This is a genomic window from Marinoscillum sp. (genome assembly GCF_040222955.1).
Lineage (GTDB): Bacteria > Bacteroidota > Bacteroidia > Cytophagales > Cyclobacteriaceae > Marinoscillum.
In genome coordinates this window covers 1-23961 of the sequence record NZ_JAVKCA010000021.1, presented here as the reverse complement: position 1 = coordinate 23961, position 23961 = coordinate 1, and the positions used below count along the sequence as shown (strand labels likewise).

Genomic DNA, 23961 nt, shown 5'->3' with positions numbered 1-23961 from the left:
TTCAATTTTTCAAACCCCAAAAATATATAAAATATGCTTCTCCGACCTCTTGGATTTGGACTTTTGCTGCATTAGTTTTATCAACTAAATTTTTAGTTATGAGATTGATTTTCATTTATCTCTTGACATGGCTGATAACATGTCCTTTGGTGGCTCAGGAGGGGAGCAAAGATCCGGAATCTGATAGCGCTGAGCGCGAGCAGCTGGAGCGATGGCGGCAGGTTCAGCTCCGCCGAAAGGTCTATGAGCAAATGTATGCCATGAATCCAAAGGCGGCTGTAGATTCGGCTAATAAGGCAACCATGCAGACCCATCAGACTGAAGGACAAAAAAGGCTGATGACTTATCGGGCAAATACCCGCATTGATACGCTGGTGGAGATTGATCTGAGTTATGCAGGTCTGGACGAAATCCCGGATTTTGTTTTTGAGGCCACCAAGCTGAAGGTTCTTATTCTTGATCACAATGAGATCAGGAAGCTGCCGAAACAGTTGGCGAGGCTTCAAGATCTTGAGCGGGTATACTGGCGGGCCAATCACCTCGACCGATTTTTATGGGTGCGGATACAGAGGATTCCAAATCTCAAAAAACTCGATTTGAGCAATAACCTGCTCGAGCGTCTACCGAGTGGTGTGAGAAAGTTGAAGGGACTGGATGAGTTGGTATTGGATCAGAACTTTTTTGAAGAAGTGCCCATCCGCCGATTGAGTAAGGCGAACTTCCTGAATCAGGTATCTTTTAATCAATCTCACGCCTTGAAGTTGACTGCCGCTAAGTACGAGAAGTTGGGCTTTTTAGAAGTTTTTAAAGCCAACAATTCCCGAATGTCAGCCATCGATCCTGACTTTTACAACCTTTTGGGGTTGAAGGAATTGCAGCTACAGGAAAATGAGCTGGTCAGTCTGCCCCCCGGGATTTCGCAGATGGAAAAGCTGGAGAAACTCTCTTTGTATAAAAACAGGCTTGAATCATTGCCGGAGGATCTTTATAAGCTGGATCTGAAAGTGATAGACCTGTATTACAATGAGCTGGAGAGGATTCCTGAAGAATTAGGAGAATTGAAGAATCTGGAGGTGCTTTTTCTGGCAAATAATAGAATATACTCCTTGCCTCAAAGTATAGGTAAGCTCTCTAACCTGACGGAAATGTATGTGCATCACAATCGATTAAGTGTGCTGCCTGAGTCCGTCAGTCAGTTGGAAAAACTCACAGTGGCCCGCGTGAATGATAATTACCTGGTGGATTTTCCAACTCAGTTTTTGAAAATGGAAAACCTCTATGACCTGGATATATCCAACAACCAAATCACCACCATCCCGGATGAAGTAGAATCACTGCCTAAGCTCAGGCTATTTACTTTTCAGGAGAATCCAATCGATGTTGAGACTCAATCCAATGCGCATGTGGCACCAATGATTGTGCGGATGATGGATGCCGGAGTGACCTGTGTGCCCAGAATATATGCTCAGGAAGCGGAGTGATCAGAAAGTGCTCGCGCTCAGCAGCACCAGGGTGCAGGCGTTCAGTGTTTCTATTCCTTGCTCAGTGGCTTTCGTGGACAGTTCAGGGTTTTCCGTGCCTGGGTTAAAGATGATTCTTCTGGGCTGCAGGCTCAGTATATATTCCTCCCATTCACGCTGATTTGTAGGATTGAGGTAGAGGGTGACGGTATCCACTTCATCCACCGAAGGTTTTTCTCTGAGGTCCAGGATTTGATTTCCAAATATTTCACCCTGCTTGATGCCTACCGGCACGATGGGGTGGTGGTGACTGGTGAGCCGCTCTGCCGCCAAGAAGGCGTACCTGGAGGGGTTGGGCGTGGCGCCTATAATTACTGTTTTCTTTTTGTCCATTTTAAAAACTGGTGCTTCTCCGTTTTGGGCCGGCATAGCCGATGTTCAGGGTGATGATGATAGGTAAATAGAATTTATCCTGATTTAGTTCATCAAAGAGAAAACGAAAAGGTGCTTCTGCATGATTGGAGAAAATCCTGGTGCCCAGGGCTACACCAAGATTCAGGTCGAAGGTAAGTCCGGAATCTGATGCCCGCTCCATCCACCTATCACCAATGAAGAACCCATAGGCAAATCTCATTTGCTCTGAGGTGAAGCGTTTTTTCGTGGGGGGCCCGGAGAGACTGTCTAGTGTGCTTACATAGTGTTGCAGGTAGCCGGCAGAAAGCTGGTGGCCAAAGTAGAACATGCCCAGGTCAGTATCTTCGTGGTAGAATTTTTGCTTCAACTGGATATCCAGCCCTAGTGTACTCACTTTGTTATATTGCTCAGAAAAGTCCCTGAAAAAAGGTTTCTTGTGCGCGACAATCTGCGCTTCATATCCGAGCCTTTCCTGTATATAGTATTCCATGGAGATGGGCAATTGACCAACCAGCGTCCATAGTGGGTTGGTACCTAGGATGAAGCCTGTGTACTCGTTGATGCGCGGGTTGAAGTACCGAATTTTCTTGTTTTTATACCGATACTCCGGTTTGTCGCTGGCTTTTTTTACCTCTTCACTTTCTTTGATGTCTGAAGTGCGGAAAATAGGACTTTGTTCTTCGTACACGGGTCTGTAGATACCAGCTACAGAGCCATCCGGGTTGTAAAGTATCCATTCCCCCACTCTACGGTCGTCCTTGATGGTTCCGGTCATCTTCAGAGAACCATCGGGGTAATAGCCGGTATAAGCGCCCTCGCCTTGCTCGAAGACCGCAGCGCCATCTTCCAGTCCTTCTTCATTGAAGTAAACCCATCGGCCTTCACGTTTGCCTTCCTGCATGGCTCCCCGAGCCTTTTGCTTGCCGCTGGCATAATACTCAATGTATTCTCCTGATCCCTGGTCGTAGTGTCCTTCTCCTTTGATCTCTCCGGTTTGATAGTAGAGTTTCCAGAAACCGTCCTTTTGGTCACTATTCATTTCACCTTCACTGCTCAGGCTGCCGTCGGGAAAATAATACTTCCAGGGACCGTACTTTTCGCCCTGCAGGAATTCGCCTTCAGCGGCTAATTGACCGTTTTTGTGAAAATATTTCCAGTGACCATTCCTGAGTCCATTAACAAACTCACCGCGCGCTTCCACTTCACCTGACTCATAGAAGTAGGTCCATAAGCCCTCGCTCTTGTCAAATTCATTCCGACCCTCGGTTTTTAGTTTACCACTGGGGTAGAATTCCTTGTAAATTCCCTTCCCGCCGGAAAAAAAAGCCTGAGCCTTCAGAGAGCCATCTTCATAGAAGTAATTCCAAATGCCTTCTTTATCATTCTTGTAGTAGATGCCGCTGCTTTTTTCTTCTCCGTTTTCAAAATAGTAGGTCCACTGTCCATGTTTGATGTTGTCCTGATAGGAGCCTACGGCCTTTAGTTCGCCATTTTCATAGTGATATTCCCACAAACCGACTTGGTTGTTTTTCTGAAAATGGCCTTTGGCCTTTTCCCGGCCATTTTCAAAATAATAAATCCAGGTGCTGTCAGACTCACCATGGTTGTAATGCCCAAATATCGCCAGCGATCCGTTTTCGTAAATAGAGTGATAAAACCCATGTAAGGTGCTGTCCCTTTTCAGCAAGGAAATGACCTCTTTTAGTTTGGTTTTTTGGTCATCGTAGTACGTTTTTTTCTCGAAGGTCTTCTGACCCAGAGCGCAAAAGGGGCTGATTATTATGAACAGTATGATCCATGGAAGGTATCTCATCAAGATAGACCTATAAGTTACAGCTTTTCGCGCGTACCCCAGTGAGCCAGCTCCTCTGCAGACCAGAGCTCAGGGTAGAAGATCACCTGTTGTCGTCTCGGAGGCAGGTATTTTTGCCAGTTGGTGCCGCCTGTCGCTTTGATCACCTCAGGGTCTTTTTGCAGATAGCGCACTGCAGACTTATAGTGCATCAATGGCCACTGCACATTGGCTCTGTGATCCAGGTTTTTCAGTGCTTCGACTATTTCCTGGTCTCCCTCAAAAAAGTCGTGATATAGCTTTCGGAGGTTGGTTTTACGGACCTCCCGTGCCCTGGCCACGAAAGTGTCAGAGTACTTTTTTTCAAACTGTTTCAACGTGAGGGTCTTTTTGCCTGTAGCCAATTCTGTAGCCCCTTTTTTCCAGTAGAGGTGCTCGTAAATCTCGTTCACATCACTCTCATCACCATATGTGTCTCGGGTGTCTGAGCAGGTGAGTAGGTGGAAGTCCGTGGAACCGATTTCTACCAGTCGGTATTGACCGGACTGAAAACCCGAAGAGGGAAGGAGCGACATTCTGAAGTTTAAAAATTGCTCAGGGTCCATCCCGTCAATCATCACATCAAAGGAATCGATGAGGTGATCAAAATAACGATTCATTCGCTTCACTCTTTTTAGGAAGGTATCCCGCTCGGGTGTTTCGGTGGACATGATCAGCTGATCCTGCTCATTAAGGATCAGTTTGAAGTAGAGCTCAGTAATCTGATGGTATAGAATAAAAATTTTCTCATCAGGAAAACTTGTCCTTGGAGTTTGCAGGCTGAGGAGTGTATCCAGCCTGATGTAATCCCAGTAGGTGAGATAGTCTGAGTGCAGTAGCCCATCAAGATAAGCAGATAAATCCTGCCCCATTGCATCGTATTTAGCTTCTAGTTTTTCCAGTTGACTTAAAATCTCTTCACTAAAGTTTCTGTTTCCCATTCTTTCGTTCTGCTTTGTTGTAAATTTGAGCCAATAAAACTGATAAAACAAAAACAACCCTATGTCAACTGACACATTAACCCCAAATGGTCAGGCTACAAAACGCAATTTTAAAGACGAATTTGAATCGCCTGATTTTTACCAAATTGACGACTTACTGACCGAAGAGCATAAGTTGATCAGATCTTCCATCAGAGATTTTGTGAAGAAAGAAATCACCCCTTACATTGAAGATTGGACAGAAAAAAATCATTTCCCTGCTGAAATGGTCCGGAAGTTTGGAGAGATAGGTGCCTTCGGCCCTACGGTACCTGAAACCTATGGCGGAGGTGGGCTGGATTACATTTCTTATGGCCTGATTATGCAGGAGATTGAACGAGGAGACTCCGGCATGCGCTCTACTGCCTCGGTGCAGGGGTCACTCGTGATGCACCCCATCTATGCATACGGATCTGAAGAACAAAAAAAGAAATATTTACCCAAGCTGGCTTCTGGCGAGATGCTGGGCTGCTTTGGCTTGACTGAGCCAAATCATGGTTCTAATCCAAGCGGTATGGAGACCCACTTTAAGGACATGGGTGATCATTACCTGCTCAACGGAGCCAAAATGTGGATTTCGAATGCTCCTCAGGCGGATATCGCTGTTGTTTGGGCCAAGAATGAAGCTGGCCGGATCAAAGGGCTCATCGTAGAGCGCGGTATGGAGGGCTTTTCCACTCCGGAGACCCACGGCAAGTGGTCGTTGCGCGCATCCTGCACCGGCGAACTGGTGTTTAGCGATGTAAAGGTTCCTAAAGAGAATGTACTGCCTGGAAAGGATGGTTTGGGTGCGCCTATGGGGTGCCTGGATAAAGCCCGATATGGCATCGCCTGGGGTGCCATTGGTGCGGCCATGGACTGTTATGAGTCGGCCAGAAGATACGCGGCAGAGCGGATCCAGTTTGGCAAGCCAATCGGATCATTCCAACTTATACAAAAGAAGCTTGCGGAGATGCTCACGGAAATCACCAAGGCCCAGTTGCTCAACTGGAAGCTTGGCAAAATGATGGATGAGGGCAAGGCCACCACGGCTCAAATTTCTTTAGCGAAGAGGAATAATGTGGCTGTGGCACTGGAGATTGCAAGGGAAGCTCGTCAGATCCATGGTGGGATGGGCATCACCGGAGAGTATCCGATGATGCGCCACATGATGAACCTGGAGTCCGTAGTGACTTATGAAGGGACTCATGATATTCACTTACTGATTCTGGGAGCTGAGATCACCGGCATCCCTGCTTTTGGATGAGCTTTTGCGAGTAGAAGACTTCTGATAAAGGCTGCTGTTTAAGCGGCCTTTATTTTGTTGTATAGAACTTTTCTTAGTACGATGTTCAGAATATTATGACTGAGTTTGGTGCTGTCGCTTATGAATTGTCTTCTTTGCAATACAAATTAACCGCTTATATAAAACATTCTTAGGAGCATTGATATTCTCCTTAATATGCCATTCCATTTACCTAATTCAATTACATAAGCTATGAAGAAACTGATTCTGCTTTGGATGGTGCTGGCTTTTCATGGTATCTACGCGCAGGAAACCTTTCCTGTAAACGGGGTTCCAGACGAGCGGTCAGAGCACTATGCATTTACCAATGCCACTATTTTTGTGGATTACCAAACCCGGCTCGATAAGGCTACGCTCATCATCAAAGATGGTAAAGTAATGGCGGTCGGTACCGCTATTTCTATTCCTAATGGAGCAATCATCCAGGATATGGATGGCAAATATATTTACCCTGCTCTGGTAGACCCATATTCCAACTATGGATTACCTGAGGTCTCCAGTTCCAGAAGTCGTGGAAAGCCTCAGTACGAGAGTAGTAAGAAGGGCCCGTATGGTTGGAATGATGCCATCCGCGCTACTTACAATGCTTCTGAGGAGTTTGCACTTAATGCGAAGGATGCAGAAGGCCTGCGGAAATCAGGGTTTGGGGCAGTGAATACCTTTAGTCCGGATGGGATTATGCGAGGCACCTCGCTGTTTACCAACCTGTCTGACATGCCCGTACAGGATGCGGTTCTTTCGGATAAAGTGGCTGCCCATTATTCATTTAGCAAGGGAACTTCCAAGCAGGAATACCCGGGTTCTATTATGGGGATCGTGGCCTTACTGAGACAGACCTACTATGATGCCGCCTGGTATCGAGCTCAGGGCAGTACTGAGCAGGTCAACCTTTCACTCAAGGCTTTTAATGATGTGCAGAACCTGCCACAGGTATTTGAGGCCAACGGTGGCAAGCTGAGGGTGTTACTGGCGGATAAAGTCGGGGATGAATTTGGTGTGCAGTACATTATCAAGGGTAGCGGTGACGAGTATCAGAGGATTAATGAAATCAAAAAAACGGGAGCTTCATTGATCATACCGGTGACCTTTCCTGAAGCCTATGATGTAGAGGATCCATTGGCTGCATTGGACGTTTCTCTGGAGGATATGAAACACTGGGAGCTGGCTCCTGCCAATGCGGGTATGCTGGCGAAGGCAGGTGTGGAGTTTTCATTTACCCCTTCAGGATTGAAGAACACTGACGACTATTGGAAAAACATCCGGAAGGCTGTGACCTTCGGGTTATCTGAAACCCAGGCACTAAAAGCACTGACCTATACGCCAGCCAGGTATTATAACATGCAGGATAAGGTAGGGGCGCTGAAACAAGGCATGATGGCCAACTTCTTCGTGGCTTCCGAAAGCATTTTTGAAGAGAAGGCCAAGATTCATCAAACCTGGGTGCAGGGAATGAAATATAAAATTTCGGACCTCAGCACGCCAGACTATGCCGGAAAGTATGACTTAAAAGTAGGAGATACTTCATTTGTGCTTGAAATCTCAGGGGAAGCCGGTAGTCATTCTGCGAAGATCGTGGTGAATGATTCTACAGATCTGAAAGTAAAATTGAAAATAGAGGAAAGCCGAATCACACTTCTATTCAAAGCAGAAGAGGCGGAGGCTCATACGAGACTTTCAGGCTGGATCGATCAAAAGACCTTTGGCGGCACTGGCCAGCTGGCGGATGGCGGCTGGACAAAATGGTCAGCCACGAGAACAGCGGATCTCGATAAAAAAGAAAAGGAAGATGAAGATGAAGAGAAGAAAGAGGAAGATAAGGCTCCCGATTTGGGCGAAATGATTTACCCGTTTGTAGCCTATGGCTGGACTGAGAAGCCTCAGCAAGAAACCATTTTATTTCAAAATGCTACGGTATGGACCCTGGAAGGTGATGGTAAACTGGAAGGTGCCGATGTACTGGTGAAAAATGGCAAAATAGCCGGTGTAGGCAAGAACCTCTCCAGTGAGGGTGCCAAAGTAGTGGATGCCACTGGTAAGCATATTACGCCCGGGATCATTGATGAGCATTCTCACATAGCACTTTCTTCTGTGAATGAGGGTAGCCATGCCATTACCGCAGAGGTACGGATGTATGACGCTGTAAACTCTGAAGATGTGAACATGTACCGACAACTGGCCGGAGGTGTTACAGCCGCTCAGCTGTTGCATGGCTCTGCTAATCCGGTGGGTGGACAATCTGCGCTGATCAAGTTCCGTTGGGGAGCGAGCCCAGAGGACTTGAAGATTAAAGGAGCTGATGGTTATATCAAATTCGCTTTGGGCGAAAACGTGAAGCAGTCTAATTGGGGAGAGGATTACAGCATCAGATTCCCACAAACCCGGATGGGTGTAGAGCAGGTGTTTGTGGATGGGTTCACCAGAGCCAAAGCCTATGGGGAAGCTAAAGCCCGTTATGAAGGTTTGAGTAAAAAGGTGAAAGCTGCCACTCCCGCCCCCCGTAAGGACTTACAGCTCGAAACCCTGTTGGAAATCATCAATAGTGAGCGTTTCATCACGTGTCATTCTTATGTGCAGTCGGAGATCAATATGCTGCTGAAGGTAGCCGAGTCATTCGATTTTCGGGTTAACACTTTCACGCACATTCTTGAAGGCTATAAAGTGGCGGATAAGATGGCGGAGCATGGTGCCGGTGGGTCTACATTCTCAGACTGGTGGGCCTATAAATTTGAGGTGAAGGACGCCATTCCTTATAATGCATCGCTGATGACCATGGCAGGGGTGGTGGCTGCCATCAATTCTGACGATGCAGAGATGGCCCGAAGACTCAATCAGGAAGCTGCTAAATCCGTAAAGTACGGCGGGATGGATGAAATTTCAGCGCTGAAGCTGGTGACTCTCAACCCAGCTAAATTGCTGCACCTGGATGACCGGATGGGTAGCATCAAAGTGGGGAAAGATGCTGACGTGGTGCTCTGGAATGATCATCCACTGAGCATCTATGCGAAACCAGAAATGACCCTCGTTGATGGGATTGTCTATTTCAGTTTGGAGAAGGACACAGAGATGAGAAAACAGATCTCCGCCGAGCGGGCCAGGTTAATTCAGAAGATGCAGGATGCAAAAAATGGGGGAGAAAAGACTCAAAAGCATAAAAAGAAAGACAAGCACTATTTTGAGTGTGAAGACATCATAGAAGAAGGTTTCACTCTAAACCATCAGAACAATGACTAAGCAAATCACTACCTATATCATAGGAATCATCTTGGGTTGGAGTGCTTCTGCACAGGTGCCTGCACCTGCCCCTGCTCAGAGCGAACCTATCGCGATCATGAATGCCACGGCTCATCTGGGCAATGGAGAGATCATAGAAAATTCGATCATTACTTTCAAAGAAGGTAAGATAGCGCTGGTTGCAGATGCCACCAGGGTGCGTGTCGACCTGAAGGGCTATCGACTGATCGATGCGTCAGGTAAACATGCGTATCCTGGCATAATTCTCCCGCTCACCAATCTGGGATTGGTGGAGTATAATGCAGTGAAAGCCTCCAGAGACTTCTCTGAGACCGGCAACCTAAAACCTCATGTGAGAACAGCGATCGCTTACAATACAGATTCTGAACTCATCCCTACTATGAAATTTAATGGAATCCAGCTGGCACAGGTGGCTCCCAGAGGTGGTCGGATAGAGGGCACCAGCAGCATTATGCAGTTGGATGCCTGGAATTGGGAGGATGCCCTCTATCAGGAAGACGATGCGGTGCATTTGAATTGGCCTGCACTTTCCTTTGGCGCCAGATGGTGGATGGGTGAGACTGAACGCAGGGAAAACAAGGAGTATGATGCACAGGTGGCTGAGGTGATCAAATTAATTCAGGACACGAAGGCCTACATGGAGCAGGCTCCCATGGAGAAAAATCTCATTTTAGAGGCCATGGTTCCGGTATTTAAAGGAGAAAAGCAGCTCTTTGTGTATGCAAACCGACCCAAGCAGATCATCGAAGCTGTACAAACGATCAAACCGTATGTGCCGAAAATGGTGCTGGCCGGTGCAGAGGATGTATGGTATGTACGGGATTTGATCAAGGAAAACAACATCCCGGTGTTGTTGGAAAACGTCCATCGCATTCCAGGCCGGGCAGAGGAGGATACGGATTGGTGTTATAAACTTCCTGCTTTGCTGCATAACGAAGGTATTTTGGTAGGGCTTACGCACTCCTCTGGAATGATTGCCAACTCCCGAAACCTTCCGTTTTTTGCTGGGACCGTAGCCTCTTACGGGGTGGACAAGGAAGCAGCGCTGAAAATGATCACTTCCAATACCGCTAAAATCCTGGGGATCGATGATAAAACCGGGACTTTGGAGCAAGGTAAGGATGCGAACATAGTTATTTCCAATGGAGACCTGCTCGACATGCGTACCAGCGATGTGGTTTATTCCTTCATTCAGGGCAGAGAGGTGGCGCTTGACGCCATGCAACAGCGGTTGTATGAGAAGTTCAAAGAGAAGTACGAGAATCAGGGGAAATAATGTATAGCCTGACAACAGAACAGCCCGCCCCGATACAATCGGGGCGGGCTGCTTTGTTTTGTGAGATTAGAAGTGAGCGGATCTCTCCACTCACTTCAGATTGGTTAGGCTACTGTTTAATGATTCTGCTTACTTTGGATCCAGCTGATCCTGAGATTCGGATAAAATAATTCCCTGCATTCAGGTCATTCAGGTCGATTTGAAATTCACGGTCACCGGAGACTTTGATATCTCTTCTCACCCGACCGGAGATGTCCAGGATTTGAATGCGATCATATCCGTCTGTTGCTGTCCTTATCGTAATGATGTCCTTTGCAGGATTTGGGAAAACGGTAAGCTCTGAATTTATGGCTTGCGCTGTGGGCGCCGAGGCCACTCTGGATCCTGAGCCGCTACAATTTCCAACCACAAAACTGTGTCTGTTGGCTGATGAATTTCGCTCTCCACCTTCAGGTACACTATAGGTATAGTAGAAATAGATGGTTTGACCATTCGCTGCATTGATCGTGTGCGGACTGTTTGGTGAAACACCATAGCCGGGGTATGTACCATTAGGATCAGTGCCATAGTACAGAATGGTGGTCGGAGTGCCTGTACCAGCGGGTCCCGGGATGAAAGTCAGGGATGGGTTGGAGGCATCCTCTGAGATATCTACCGTATAGTCCCCATTTGGGCCTGCCTGTGAGCATCCCGACGGGGTTGATACTTCCTCGACAGCCTCCACGTAGTTGAGGTTGAGTCCAGCGGCATCAAACACTACTCTAAGGGTGTGATTTCCCGGGCTTATGGCTATGCCTGGCACCGTGACGGTGGTATAGCTTTGCCAGCTCCCTGTATTGGGCACTACCATGGTACCGGTGACATCCACTCCGTCAATCTCTATGTGCAGGCGACCAGCACCGCTGGGAGAGGCTACACGCGCACTCAATTCATAGCTGGCTACGGTAGAGGTAATGTCATATTCCAACCATTCGCCGGCAGCTATCCAGCCTACGTTGAATCCTCCGCCAGCATCTCCGGTGGCTTCTATGTCCACATCATCTGTGCGATATCCACCTCCGGTATTGCCGGCTGAGGTATCGTGATAGCCCACACCTTCACCGCCTTCTTTGTAGTCTTCGGCCTGTACAATTCCTGGTAGGGAAGTGTAGGTTACCGGGCTCCCGGTGGTCAATGAGACATTACTCAGAGTAGCCGTGCAAAGTGTGCCATCATTATGTGAAGTGGTGGCCAGGCCTGCGTATACGGAGGTCCCCATGCTGATATTGACCGTGCCTATGGTGGTCCAGGTGCTGCCATTGGCTGAGATCGAGCTGGTAAAGGTGTCACCGGCGCGTTCCAATCGGACCCAATATGGAGCATTGGCAGTAGGCCCGCCTGTGTGGCTACTTGACCCTCCTGTGGCTGTTCGTCGCTGAAAAGCGCTGGTGCCCGTGGGGGTAATGGCTGTGAGTGCATGCTTCGAATTACCGTTCAGAGATTCACGGATCATAACTCCTGCTTTGGCCCAGCTGTCAGTATTTGTAAGTGAATTGACCTGGGCGGTAATGATCCCGTCACCACTCAAGGTCTGATAGACATATTGAAATTCATCAGTAGTGCCCCAAATGTCGTTGCCCGATCCATTCACAGTGAAGGTGCCAGATGAGAATGATGCCGACCCTGTGGCGGCTACTGCTCCAATGTCTTGTGATTGCCATGGTGAAGGCAGACCGCCGGAAGGATTTGTCACGGTTATGTTGGATGTTGCCGTGTACCCTCCGTCTGCGGTGGTCACTGTGATGGTGGCACTTCCCGCCGCCTGAGCCGTTACCAGGCCGCTTGAGTTGACGGTGGCCACTGCTGCATTGTTAGTAGACCAACTTACGCTCGGGTTAGTGGCTCCGCTGGGAGTGACGGTGGCGGTGAGTTGCTGAGTTTCACCCGGAGCAAGGCTGGCAGAGCCCGGTGATACTGATACCCCGGTGACGGAGACAGTAGATCCATTGCCATCTGTCCAGTAGATATCATCTATGGCCATCTGAAAGGTGGAAGCAGGAAGACTTCCGTCGAGGCTCGCAATCGCGAACAGGTAGCCAAGGTTTTGGAATGCCACCAGCCCTGTAAAGTCCTGCAATGGAATTTCCACCTGGCCCCATTCGCCATTTCGGGTCAACCCATATTGATTCACCCCTGCCGGGAAATTGATGTACTGCTCATTGGTATAGTTGTCGGTGATTCCTATTCTGAAAGAAACATTCGCAGGGATCTTAATGCGAAATTTCATCGAGCCATTTTCCACAAAACCTGACATGTCTTTTCCGTAGAGGGAAGTTACTCCACCGCCGAACCAACTGTTGGGAGTCGTGGTTTCCCAGGCGATCACGTTGGCGCCCTCATAGGGTGGGGTGGTGCCCTCCTGAACTGTGCCTCCCCATGCATAGATTTCCGCATCACTTCCGAACACCAATTCGTTGTTGGTAGGGGTGTCATCTGTGTAGACCCCAAAAGTACCGGCTTCAGGAGAAAGGGCACCATAATCAAGGGCTACTTCACCATGGCCGTTCCATTGCGATACACGCACATAGTCAATATACATCTTGGCGGGCATCGGGGCAGTTACCGCACCACTGTTTGGTGCATCCGTGAAGTTGCCACCCACTGCCAGGTTGAGCAGCATGTAAAATGGACGGGTAAACGCAGCAGTTGCCCCGTCAGGATCCAATGGGAGGGGGTTGGTATAGAGGTCATATTCCGTACCATTGTCTTCAACTGCAAAGCGCATCTGAGTGGGCTCCCAGTAAAGCCGATAGATCACGAATCGGTTGCTAAGGGCATTGGCGGGTACGTAGGGCTGGTTATAGTCCACATCGTAGGCAATACTCCCGTATCCACCGTCTTCCGTTTGGAAGATGGCATTGGCTCCTACAAAGTTGTTAGATGAAACACCCGGATAGCCCTGACGAGTACGTTCTTCGGCTTTGTGGCCCATTTCCATCATGTCTATTTCTCCCTTTGCGGGCCAGGCTTGATTGGCGGTACCCAGTAGCCAGGCAGCTGGCCAGAGTCCTGTTTCCAGGTTAGGAACCCGCATGCGCACCTCGATCAGTCCGTAGTGGATGGAGAGTTTGCCTTCCGTGTCCACCTTTCCGGAGGTGAAGGACTGCGAACCCATGCTTTCGTTTCTGGCTTCCAGTACCAGCGCGTTATTGCCAGATTCACCGGGTATGGCTTCTATAGAGACATTGTTGCCGTGATAATACTCCAGTTCGGCGTTGCCCCAGCCGCAAAGGCCGGGACATCCGTCACCCTCGATTGGATTCCAGATGTCGGTATTGAAGGTATTGAAATTGTCCTCCCAGAGGACATTGCCCACCTGAGCTTGCGCCAGGAAGAGTCCTGATAAGAGAAGGAACAGAACCAGAAGTGGTCTGATCAGTTGGTTGGATATTGTGATTGGTATCATAGGTAAAGGTTATTTGTATGGTTTGTTTAGAATTGAATGATGGCGGTCAATTCGGGTTGAAGATCACTCAGGGAGGAAACCTTTGTATGAAGTGTGTTGGGTGAGTTCTCGTGTCCATAGGCTGCGATAGATTTTATGATTATATCAAAATTTGAATGCGTTTAATGTAAAAATGATCGTTTAAAGGTGTGTATATGTGATGGTAATTGAAAAATTGACAACTCATCAATAATACATCACCCGGAAAATATTCTACATCAATGGTTTAGAGATTATTCGTAAGAATGTGGCCTGAGGGAAATCTGGTGGATTTTGACTACATCAATACTACATCAACTATTTAGGCTCGGATCGGGGGGTATTTCTCTACAAACCAATCACCGTGGAGGACAAGGAGACCTGGTTTTTGACGATATGGAGTTTTGAGAGGAGGGTGTAATGTGATGATAAAAGATTGGTAAGGCACAAAAAAACCACTCCGAAATGCTTCGGAGTGGTTCGGGATGATTGTCTTGAAAGTTATGATTTAGTCACCTGTATGTTCAGGTGTAGCTTTACATCATCACCCACTACTACACCGCCAGCTTCTGTGACCATACTCCAGGTAAGTCCGAAATCCTTGCGGTTAATTTTGCCGTTGATCTCAAATCCGGCTTTGGTTTGACCATAGCCATCTACCATGGTGCCGCCAAGGTCCACATCCAAAGTCACTTCTTTAGTAGTTTCTTTGATGGTCAGGGGGCCAACGAGTTGGTAGTTATCTCCTACTTTGGAGAGTACGCCCTCAAAGGCCAGTTTCGGATGCTGCTCGGCATTGAAAAAGTCTGCACTTTTTAGGTGAGCGTCTCTATCTGCTACATTGGTATCTACACTATTGGCATCTAGTGTAAAAGACGCTTTCGCTCCGTCAAAATCTTCTGAGTCACTCGTAAGTGAGCCTTCGAAACGTTTGAATGTACCGGTCACGGTAGAGATCACCAGGTGTTTTACTTTGAATTGCACTTCGCTATGCGTAGGGTCGATGTTCCAGTTTTGTGTTGCCATGTTTTCTGAGTGTTTAAAAATATATGTAAGTACATAAACTGTATATACATATAATAGTTTCAAAAAGGGCAAAGAAAATTTTATCTGGTATTTTGAGTGTGCTATTTTTTTCTAATAGAGCGGAGGTAGAGTTCCTCTACTTTGGTCCTGGCCCAGGGTGTCTTCCGCAGAAAGGTCAGGCTGGATTTGATCGATGGATTATCGGTGAAGCATTTGATTCTAATGCGGCTACCCAGTTCTTCCCAGCCATACTTGTCTTGCAGGTGCTCCAGAATGGTTACCAGCTTTATGCCGTGCAGAGGATTGTTGGGTTGGTTTTCTTTGGGCTGCTCCATGGTGTAAAAGTACTGTTTAAATCCCTCACGCCTGTGCATCAAGTGTCAAATGATTTCTGCGACAGATTTTCTGAGTGCAGGAACCACGTCTTGTTCAAACCAGGGATTTCTGGCTTTCCAGATGTTATTCCTGGGCGAGGGGTGAGGCAGTACGAAATGTGCAGGCAGGTACTGTTGATAGTTTTTTACTGTGTCTGTGAGAGTGGGCCGGAGCTGGTCACCCAGGTAGTAGGCCTGTGCGTACTGGCCGATGAGGAGGGTGAGTTTTACTTCTTTCATTTGACCCAGGAGGGGCCCGTGCCATTGAGGAGCGCATTCTGTTCTTGGAGGCAGATCGCCTGACTTCCCTTTTCCGGGGTAGCAAAAGCCCATAGGGATCAAAGCGACTACATCGGGATTGTAAAAGGTGTGTTTGTCCATTTGCAACCATGATCGGAGGTTGTCGCCACTCTTATCATCCCACGGAATTCCGGTGCGATGCACCACACTTCCGGGAGACTGCCCGATAATGACTATTTGACTGTGTATACTGGCAGAGAGAACAGGATTAGGGCCGTGAGGGAGATGGTCCTTGCAAATGGTGCATCCACGAATTTCGTTTAAAAGTGATTTCATTGGATTCCGGGATTGGTGCCTGAAGGTAATGAAATCAATCACAATATTCAATCCGCAGCTTACCGGTGAATAACCACTGTTGACCGATTGGCTATTGTGAGCGAGACTTGGGTGAGACACATTTGAAGAAAAATAGCTGTCTACATCATGAGAAATCAGGAAAATAACAATCAAAGGGCCTGGCTGGGCGTCGCATTTGTCATCTTCGGAGCGTATTTGCTCTTTCGTAATTTGGATCTGATCCCGGATTTTATACCCCACTACCTGTTCGGGTGGGAGATGATCTTTCTGGTCATAGGAGGATCCATGATTGTTACCGGGAGAAGAGAAGGATTGATCTTTTTCCTCATCGGTGGCTTTTTCCTGCTGCCGGAGTTTTTCTATTGGCCGCAATTCAATTTTCGTACCTGGTGGCCCGCTATACTGATTGCAGTGGGAGTGAGCATTATTTTGCGCAGACGTGATCATGTAAAAAGGGCACCCGGAGACCTGACCGATGATTATATAGAAGATACTTCCATCTTTGGTGGGTCTGAAAAGTCTTTCAGCTCTCAAAACTTTAAAGGCGGAAAAATAACGTCTGTTTTCGGGGGTTCCGAAATCAACTTTTCAGGAGCTAAGATGCACGGAGATGAGATTGTTTTAGATATTTTCTGTTTGTTTGGGGGAAATGGCCTCATCGTTCCCAATGACTGGACAGTAATCAACGAGAGTTTTGTCATATTTGGCGGGTATGCCGACAAGCGACCAAAGGTTCACTATGAGCCGGGTACTCCTAAGAAGGTATTGCGAATCAAAGGCTCTGTGATATTTGGCGGAGCAGAGGTGAAGGGAGTCTGAGTCAGGAATGTGAGCACATAAAACAACTCAATAAATTGACGATCTGAAAATGAGCCATCCGGTATTAAGAGGTTCTGGTAATAAAGTGTATTTGCTTGTTTGGGTGCTGATGGTATGCCTGCACAGTGCGGTGCTCTACTTCTACTACGGATGGTCATTGGAAATATCAGCTGCCGATAGCCTCGTTTACAATTTGCTGTTCGCCTCTATCGCTCCGGGCTTTTGGTACATTGTGACCTTTGCCAGCCTGAGTAAGGATGACCTGGCGCTGGTGGGTACCCACCTGGCTGGCGCCACCATGGCCATCTTGCTGTGGGCTGCATTATCGGGTTTTGGTCTCCGGTTTCTTTTTCCGGACCATCCCGAGTACCTGGCTTTTCTAAAGCGGGCATATATCTGGCGACTGATCATTGGCGTGATGGACTATAGCATTACGGTATTGGTGTTTTACCTGATCAAATATTATCAGGATTTGCAGGAGCGCACTCACAGGGAATTGGAGCTGCAGAATCTGCTGAAAGACTCTGAGCTGAGAATGCTTAAATCTCAGATCAACCCGCATTTTATTTTTAACAGCCTGAATTCCATCAGTGCACTGACACTTTCCAAACCGGATGCAGCAAGGGAGATGGTGATCAAACTCAGCGATTTTCTGAGGTACTCTCTGGGGCAGGACAGCGCGCACATGAATACGCTGGCTCAGGAGCTGGAAAATGCCACGCTCTACATGGACATAGAGAAAATTCGCTTTGGTAACAGACTGAGGTTTGAAAAAGAAGTGGCTGATGCCTGTTTGGGGGTGGAGGTACCCAACCTGATTCTACAGCCAATTTTCGAAAACGCCGTGAAGTATGGGGTGCATGAAAGCATCAATGCAGTGACCATAAGGCTAAAATGTAAGGCTGAGCCGGGCATGCTGGAGATCTTCATTGGTAATAACTTTGACGAGGAGTCTATGCCATCAAAGGGAGCTGGCATAGGGCTGGAGAATGTCCGCAAGCGGCTTGGGCTTGTGTATGGCAGAAAGGACCTGCTCACGGTAGAGCAAAGAGAGGGTGAGTTTATGGTAAAAATCAGTATCCCAACCGAATGATGAATAAAATACGCGCATTGATCATTGATGATGAGGAGCTGGCCCGGGAGGTGATCAGGTCTTTTCTGGAAAAGGACGACACCATCACGATTATCGGGGAGTGTGCCAACGGCTTTGATGGGTTTAAGGAGATCAATGAGCAAAAACCTGATTTGGTGTTTCTGGATGTGATGATGCCGAAGCTCACAGGGTTTGAGATGCTTGAACTTCTGGAAGAGCCTCCCGTGGTGATTTTCAGCACGGCCCATGATGAGTTTGCCATACGGGCGTTTGAGCAAAACGCTGTTGATTACCTGCTCAAGCCGTATTCTCAGGAGCGGTTTGTAGATGCCCTCGCCAGGGCCAAGGCAAAGTTGGCATTGGAGGGGCAGGCCGGGAAAGCCCTCACCGGAGTGGTGGAGCAGAGCAGGGAGCATTCGGGTACGCTCTCTCGGGTGGCCGTCCGCACAGGCAGTAAAATTCAGATTGTACCCGTGGGCAAGATCAGGTATTTGGAGGCCATGGACGACTATGTGAAGTTGCACACTGAACAAGGGGTGTTTTTGAAACAGGATACCATGAAACACTACGATGAGCACCTGCCTGCAGAGGACTTCATTCGCATTCATCGCTCGTATATCGTACGCCTCAAAGAAATAGTGAGGCTGGAGCTCCTGGGCAAAGACAGCCATGTGGTCTTTTTGCAGGACGGTACCCAGCTCTCCGTGAGCAGGTCGGGGTATGCCTTACTGAAAGAAGCCCTGGGTTTTTAGAAAAAAGGAAGCCAGGTAAGGAGGTGATAGACCCACGTGGCCACATTTCTCCATGCCGGGCTGTCAAATATGCTCACCTCGAAGGTTTGCTCCAGGATGACAAATGCCCCGACATATTTGAGAACAGGATGAATCTTACCCGATTGTATTTTTTCCCAAATCCATGACATGACGATCAGACTGTCTGCCAGCACAAGGGCGAACCAAACTTCAGGGTTGGGGACACCCGGAAAGAAATGCCTGAACCTAAACCATGCAGGCCACAGCACCACGATAGTGGCCAGAAGCATAAGCCGCTTATGGTTTTCGGGGCGATGACGGTAGTAAAGGGCGGTGATTACAAGGGCAAAAAACAAAAGTCCCGAAGTGATCACACCTAAAAGGGTAGAATGAGCTGTGAGTCCCAATCCCTGAGCCAGCTCTTTGTGGGTAGCAAAAAGAGCCACAGGTACCAGTGTAATGGTAACTCCAAGTGCCGAGATAAAGCCCACGATCCCTAGTCTTCGGTGCGCTTTGTAGTTGTTCTTTCGGATCAGACTGGTCTGAATCACAAAAAGAATCACCCAGGTGAAGGCAAAGAAGCCATGCATGTGCACCGCTATTGGGGCTTTGAATTCGCCTGTGGCCATGGGCAGAAAGAACGTCTTCGAAAAGCCAATCAGAGCGGCCATAAGGCCAATGATAGAAATGGTGTAAAAAAGTGAGGATCTTCCTTTTTTTCGGGGTTGGGGAGCAAGCTGAGTTCTCATGGGTAGGCGGGGTGATTTAAGGTATCTGCAGAAGCCAATTTAGTCAATATCATCACGTAAGATCAAAATCTTTTTTACAGATTTCTTATGTGGTTTGGTAAAGAAAATAGGAAGTAGGTGATGGCACGCCGACTCCCCTATCTGAGGCTTTTTGACGAATCTGATTTTCTTCCGAATAGTAAAATTCATAATGAAAGCCTGAATAATCCTATTATCCTTCATGGAAGCTGCGGTTATGTTGGCATTCTCATAATGATATCGGTTGCGTTATTAAACAAACGATTAAAACAATTAATAACGGTATTATTTATGGTAGTGTAAATATATTTACGCAATCGGTTGCGTTTCTTAAAAAACCATGATAGGTTTAATCATCCAATTCAGATTGGCTCGCCATTTTCGCTTCTGATTGTGTTCAGTTCTCAGGCCGATTTGAGTACACAGGGGCGATAATTTGGATCTCATCAACCAATGAGAGAGTGTTTTTTCTGAGAGGTGCCTGCGTATGGTTGTGCGGAGGTCATTTTTCTTAACCAAACTAAACCGAAAAACCATGAAACGAAAAATTACGATTTTATGTCTCTTTTTGAGCATTTTCACCTTCGGGTTGTTTGCTCAAGCCCCACTGGTCTATGACCAGGAAAACACCGGGGCGCACTATCCGCAGCCCCATATTCCTGATTATGAGGAACTCCCGATAGTGCAGCTTCTGCCTGATCCGTTCAAATTTTTTCACGACGGTAGCAGGGATACCACATTTACCAGCTGGGAGAGAAGACGTAACGAAATCAAGGCGTCTATTGAGAAATACGAGATCGGACCTAAACCTACCAATTCTGATCTCACCATTGCAGCAGGGTATGCGGGTGGTGTCCTTACTGTGAATATAGTAAGATCCAGCACGGGTGCTTCATTGACCCTGGAATCCAGAATTAATCTCCCGTCAGGCACACCTCCTGAGGGTGGCTGGCCAGCACTTATCGGGATGTCCCTGGCGCCAAGCGGCGGACCAGTCTCTGATAATATTGCCAAAATTGACTTCATGCACGATCAGGTGACGACCTACGCATTGGGGCAGGATGTTTCACATGTAAGTGATCCTTACTTTATCATGTACCCTGAATACTATACCGGCGACAGTGCTTCACCACTGGGAGTGGAGCAGGTAGGACAGTATAGCGCATGGGCCTGGGGTGTCAGCCGTTTGATTGATGGGATGGAGATTGCTGCACAACAGTTGGTAAATCCATTACCGATTAATACCAGGCGTTTGGGAGTAAACGGATGCTCCTATGCAGGTAAGATGGCATTGTTTTCAGGTGCTTTTGACGAACGAATTGCGGCCACTTTTGCCCAGGAATCAGGGGGTGGTGGCGCTCCTGCCTGGCGTGTTTCTCATAAAATTGAACCCGCAGGGTCGGTTGAAAAGGCAGATAACACCAATGGTATATGGTTCAAACAAGGTATGAAATCCGACTTTGGTGGTGATAACGTGTACAAATTTCCTCACGATCATCACGAATTGATGGCTATGGTGGCTCCTCGTGCTTTGTTTGTATCGGGTAATACGGATTTCACATGGCTTTCTAACCGTGCTGTTTATGTGACCTCCAAGGCCACGCAGGAAATCTATGAAACACTGGGAGTTGGCGACAGGTTTGGCTACTGGATTGATGGTAATCACGGTCACTGTGCTGTGGGAGCTGGTCAGCAGCCAGTAATCGACGCATTTTATAACAAATTTTTGGTTGGTCAGGACATTGACTGGGATATACATGTCTCTCCCTCATCTACTGATTTCACCGGCCTTGACCCGGAGCCATGGTATGGATGGTGGGGAACAGGTAATTCGGATTTTCCTCCTGAACCTGATGGGAAAAAAGTGTGGTTGGAAGCAGAATGTGGCACGGTTGGTTCTGATTGGGATGTAGTGGCTGACTCTGAAGCGTCCAATGGTACTTATGTGACGGTAAGGAGTGGCATTCAAAGCACCGATAATGCACCTACTAATCCCGAAGCGAATATTGTACTGCCTTTTGAAATAGATAGTGCTGCCTCATACAATTTTATAGCCAGAATAAACGCCCCTTCTGCAGATGATGACAGCTTTTGGGTAAAGATAGATGATGGAGCTTATGTAATGGCCAATGGCCTCACTACTTCCGGATGGGCATGGGTTACATTAGCCAACGCTACATTGGAGGTAGGAACACACTCCCTGACCATCGCATATAGGGAGGATGGAGCGTTGCTCGATAAATTACTGGTCACTACAAACAGCTCCGGTCCCGGAGACCTGGGAGCTAATGCCACCAATTGCCCCCTTCCGAATGAGGCACCCACGGTTACAGCAAATCAAAGTTTTCAGATAGATGATACGATGACAAATGGAGATTTTGTAGGGACACTCACAGGATCTGATTTTGAAAGTGACCTGTTGCAGAACTGGACCATCACAGGTGGCAGCGGGGCAGCAGTCTTTGCGCTGGATGCTGCTACCGGTGACCTATCTATTTTGGATAAGAGTCAGATTGATTTTGAAAACTCACCGATCGAGCTTTTGGTGACGGTTTCGGACGGAAACAAAACGAGTGCGCCGGAAACAGTCACGATTCATTTGGAACAAACCATGGTTCCCCTGGTCTATAGTGTAGAAAACAGGGGGGCAGGTTGCGCCAGCCCGGTATTGCCCACCCTGGAAGATCTTCCGGTTATTTTACCATTGCCAGATCCTTTTATGCGGTCAGACAATCAAAGCCGATCCACGGATTACAGTGATTGGAGCTGCAGACGAAATGAAATAAAGGCGGAAATCGAAAATTATGAGATTGGGCCCAAACCTGATCGCCCTGACACGATCAATGCGGCGTTTGTACCAGATGCCAATGGAGGGGTGTTGACGGTAAATATCATTCGAAATGGACGAACGTTGACCCTCACTTCCAGAATTACCATCCCTCAGGGCGAAGGACCCTTCCCTGCTGTTATCGGTATGTCGCTTGCCGGGGGTGGTACCGGTAGTATTCCTTCGGATATTTTCACCAGCAGGAATATTGCCACGGTGGAATTTCTTCACAATCAGGTGACCACTTATGCTGCCGGACAAGCGGCCCCAAAGGTGAATGATCCATATTACCAGATGTATCCCGAAAACATTGATGCAGGTCAGTATAGTGCCTGGTCCTGGGGTGTTAGCAGACTGATAGATGGTTTGGAAATTGCAACTCAGCAATCGATCAATCCATTACCCGTTGACCTTTCACATATGGCAGTTACTGGTTGTTCTTACGCCGGGAAGATGTCACTTTTTGCGGGAGCAATGGACGAGCGAATTGCATTGACCATCGCCCAGGAATCTGGTGGGGGTGGTGCTCCTTCCTGGCGTTTCTCACATACTGAACCCGATGGTACCGTAGAGAAAATTGACAATACGGATTATAGTTGGTTCTCAGAAGATATGCGTCAGTTCTCAGGAGACAATGTGTACAAATTGCCACATGATCACCATGAGCTCATGGCCATGGTGGCTCCACGGGCGCTGCTGGTAACTGGAAATACGGATTTTACCTGGCTTTCCAATAGATCATGTTATGTTTCGGCCAAAGCCACCAAAGAAGTGTATAAAACCTTTGGTATTGGAGATCGAATGGGCTTTTATATCGATGGTGGACATGGTCATTGTGCCGTCCCTGAAAGTCAGCGACCTGCTGTTGAAGCATTCGTAGATAAGTTTCTTCTGGGTGATACCACTGCCAATACCGATATTGGAGTGCATCCGTATCCCGAAGTGGATGCAGAGAGCTGGTATGACTGGTGGGGAACTGGAAGCAATAATGAAAAGCCGATCGTGGCTGCTGAGCAGAGTTTCGTGATCAATGACCGTGCACAGAATAACGACATTGTAGGTACACTTGCTGGTGCTGATGCAGATGGGGATACACTACAGAACTGGACCATCGTGGGAGGTTCTGGTGCTGCAGCTTTCGCAGTGGATGCTGCTACCGGAGTGCTGACCATCGCTGATCAAAGTCAGATAGACTACAGCGGATTTTCACATGACCTTCAGGTGACCGTGTCGGATGGTACGGATACGAGTGATCCTGCTACAGTAATTATTGAGCTGCAGCACTCTCCGGTAATTACTCCTGGTCAGACATTCAGTACGGATGATCAGGCCATGGCCAATGATTATGTTGGCACAGTGGTGGCTACGGATCAGGATGCCGGCACGGTGCTCACCAATTGGCAGGTACTCGGTGGTACTGGCGCTTCGAGTTTCGCTATCGATGCGTCCACAGGAGATATTTCCGTATCTGCACCATCAGTAGCTGCGGGTGATTACACGCTCCAGCTGCGTGTGGATGATCAGGATGGCAACTACAGTGATACTGAGACGGTGAGTCTGCACGTAATTCAAACCAACCCTAACCCACCGGTGATCACAGCTGGTCAGGTATTCAAAATAGACTATGTGACCTACATGGGAGAGGTAGTAGGCGTGATTGAAGCCACAGATGCGGAAGGAGACGACCTTCGGGACTGGACAGTAGTGGGAGGCTATGGCAGTTTGTATTTTGATGTGTATGCCGA

The 23961-nt window shown here is 47.9% G+C and carries 15 protein-coding genes and 1 pseudogene; 8 read left to right on the top strand and 8 right to left on the bottom strand.

Annotation, left to right across the window (positions count from 1 at the left end; genetic code table 11):
• Positions 1–98 precede the first annotated feature (98 nt).
• Positions 99–1481, top strand: coding sequence for a leucine-rich repeat domain-containing protein (locus tag RIH33_RS17900; RefSeq protein ID WP_406652617.1), 1383 nt, complete (start codon positions 99–101; stop codon positions 1479–1481).
• On the opposite strand, the gene RIH33_RS17895 is transcribed toward RIH33_RS17900, so the two are convergent.
• From RIH33_RS17895 to RIH33_RS17885, 3 genes are read right to left on the bottom strand one after another with little or no spacing between them, the layout of a single operon-like run.
• Positions 1482–1853 carry a CoA-binding protein gene (locus RIH33_RS17895; RefSeq protein ID WP_406652615.1) on the bottom strand — a complete coding sequence of 124 codons (372 nt, stop codon included), beginning with the start codon at positions 1851–1853 and terminating at the stop codon, positions 1482–1484. It abuts the gene before it with no gap.
• Between the two features lies 1 nt (position 1854).
• Positions 1855–3687 carry a toxin-antitoxin system YwqK family antitoxin gene (locus RIH33_RS17890; RefSeq protein WP_406652613.1) on the bottom strand — a complete coding sequence of 611 codons (1833 nt, stop codon included), beginning with the start codon at positions 3685–3687 and terminating at the stop codon, positions 1855–1857.
• 17 nt (positions 3688–3704) lie between these two features.
• Positions 3705–4646: a tryptophan 2,3-dioxygenase family protein gene (locus RIH33_RS17885; RefSeq protein ID WP_406652612.1), complete on the bottom strand. Its 942-nt coding sequence runs from the start codon at positions 4644–4646 to the stop codon at positions 3705–3707.
• Between the two features lie 61 nt (positions 4647–4707).
• On the opposite strand from RIH33_RS17885, the gene RIH33_RS17880 reads away from it, so the two are divergent.
• The 3 genes from RIH33_RS17880 to RIH33_RS17870 all read left to right on the top strand — a co-directional run bounded on the left by RIH33_RS17880 (position 4708) and on the right by RIH33_RS17870 (position 10498).
• Positions 4708–5931, top strand: coding sequence for an acyl-CoA dehydrogenase family protein (locus RIH33_RS17880; protein ID WP_406652610.1), 1224 nt, complete (start codon positions 4708–4710; stop codon positions 5929–5931).
• A 231-nt stretch (positions 5932–6162) separates the two neighbouring features.
• Positions 6163–9201 carry an amidohydrolase family protein gene (locus RIH33_RS17875; protein WP_406652609.1) on the top strand — a complete coding sequence of 1013 codons (3039 nt, stop codon included), beginning with the start codon at positions 6163–6165 and terminating at the stop codon, positions 9199–9201.
• Positions 9194–10498, top strand: a complete 1305-nt coding sequence (locus RIH33_RS17870) for an amidohydrolase family protein (protein ID WP_406652607.1) — start codon at positions 9194–9196, stop codon at positions 10496–10498. The genes RIH33_RS17875 and RIH33_RS17870 overlap by 8 nt, the downstream gene beginning before the upstream one ends.
• Before the next feature lie 109 nt (positions 10499–10607).
• On the opposite strand, the gene RIH33_RS17865 is transcribed toward RIH33_RS17870, so the two are convergent.
• The 4 genes from RIH33_RS17865 to RIH33_RS17850 form a co-directional block, all read right to left on the bottom strand.
• Positions 10608–13943 (bottom strand): carbohydrate-binding protein, encoded by a 3336-nt coding sequence (locus RIH33_RS17865; protein WP_406652606.1) that lies wholly within the window; start codon positions 13941–13943, stop codon positions 10608–10610.
• Positions 13944–14462: 519 nt separating this feature from the next.
• A complete protein-coding gene (locus RIH33_RS17860; protein WP_406652604.1) occupies positions 14463–14987 on the bottom strand; it encodes a YceI family protein in 525 nt (174 codons plus the stop codon).
• Between the two features lie 101 nt (positions 14988–15088).
• Entirely contained in the window at positions 15089–15322 is a 234-nt protein-coding gene (locus RIH33_RS17855) for a VF530 family DNA-binding protein (RefSeq protein ID WP_406652603.1), read from the bottom strand.
• A 45-nt stretch (positions 15323–15367) separates the two neighbouring features.
• Positions 15368–15937 carry a uracil-DNA glycosylase family protein gene (locus tag RIH33_RS17850; RefSeq protein WP_406652601.1) on the bottom strand — a complete coding sequence of 190 codons (570 nt, stop codon included), beginning with the start codon at positions 15935–15937 and terminating at the stop codon, positions 15368–15370.
• Positions 15938–16084: 147 nt separating this feature from the next.
• On the opposite strand from RIH33_RS17850, the gene RIH33_RS17845 reads away from it, so the two are divergent.
• From RIH33_RS17845 to RIH33_RS17835, 3 genes are read left to right on the top strand one after another with little or no spacing between them, the layout of a single operon-like run.
• Positions 16085–16777 (top strand): LiaF transmembrane domain-containing protein, encoded by a 693-nt coding sequence (locus RIH33_RS17845; protein WP_406652599.1) that lies wholly within the window; start codon positions 16085–16087, stop codon positions 16775–16777.
• Between the two features lie 49 nt (positions 16778–16826).
• Positions 16827–17870 (top strand): sensor histidine kinase, encoded by a 1044-nt coding sequence (locus RIH33_RS17840; RefSeq protein WP_406652598.1) that lies wholly within the window; start codon positions 16827–16829, stop codon positions 17868–17870.
• Positions 17867–18622: a LytR/AlgR family response regulator transcription factor gene (locus RIH33_RS17835; RefSeq protein ID WP_406652596.1), complete on the top strand. Its 756-nt coding sequence runs from the start codon at positions 17867–17869 to the stop codon at positions 18620–18622. Before RIH33_RS17840 ends, RIH33_RS17835 begins: the two co-directional genes overlap by 4 nt.
• Here the strand turns inward: RIH33_RS17835 and RIH33_RS17830 are convergent.
• Complete coding sequence (locus RIH33_RS17830; RefSeq protein ID WP_406652594.1) at positions 18619–19371, bottom strand: hypothetical protein; 753 nt, start codon at positions 19369–19371, stop codon at positions 18619–18621. The genes RIH33_RS17835 and RIH33_RS17830 overlap by 4 nt on opposite strands.
• 553 nt (positions 19372–19924) lie before the next feature.
• On the opposite strand from RIH33_RS17830, the pseudogene RIH33_RS17825 reads away from it, so the two are divergent.
• Positions 19925–23961 (top strand): annotated as a pseudogene (locus tag RIH33_RS17825) (hypothetical protein); the annotation flags it as partial.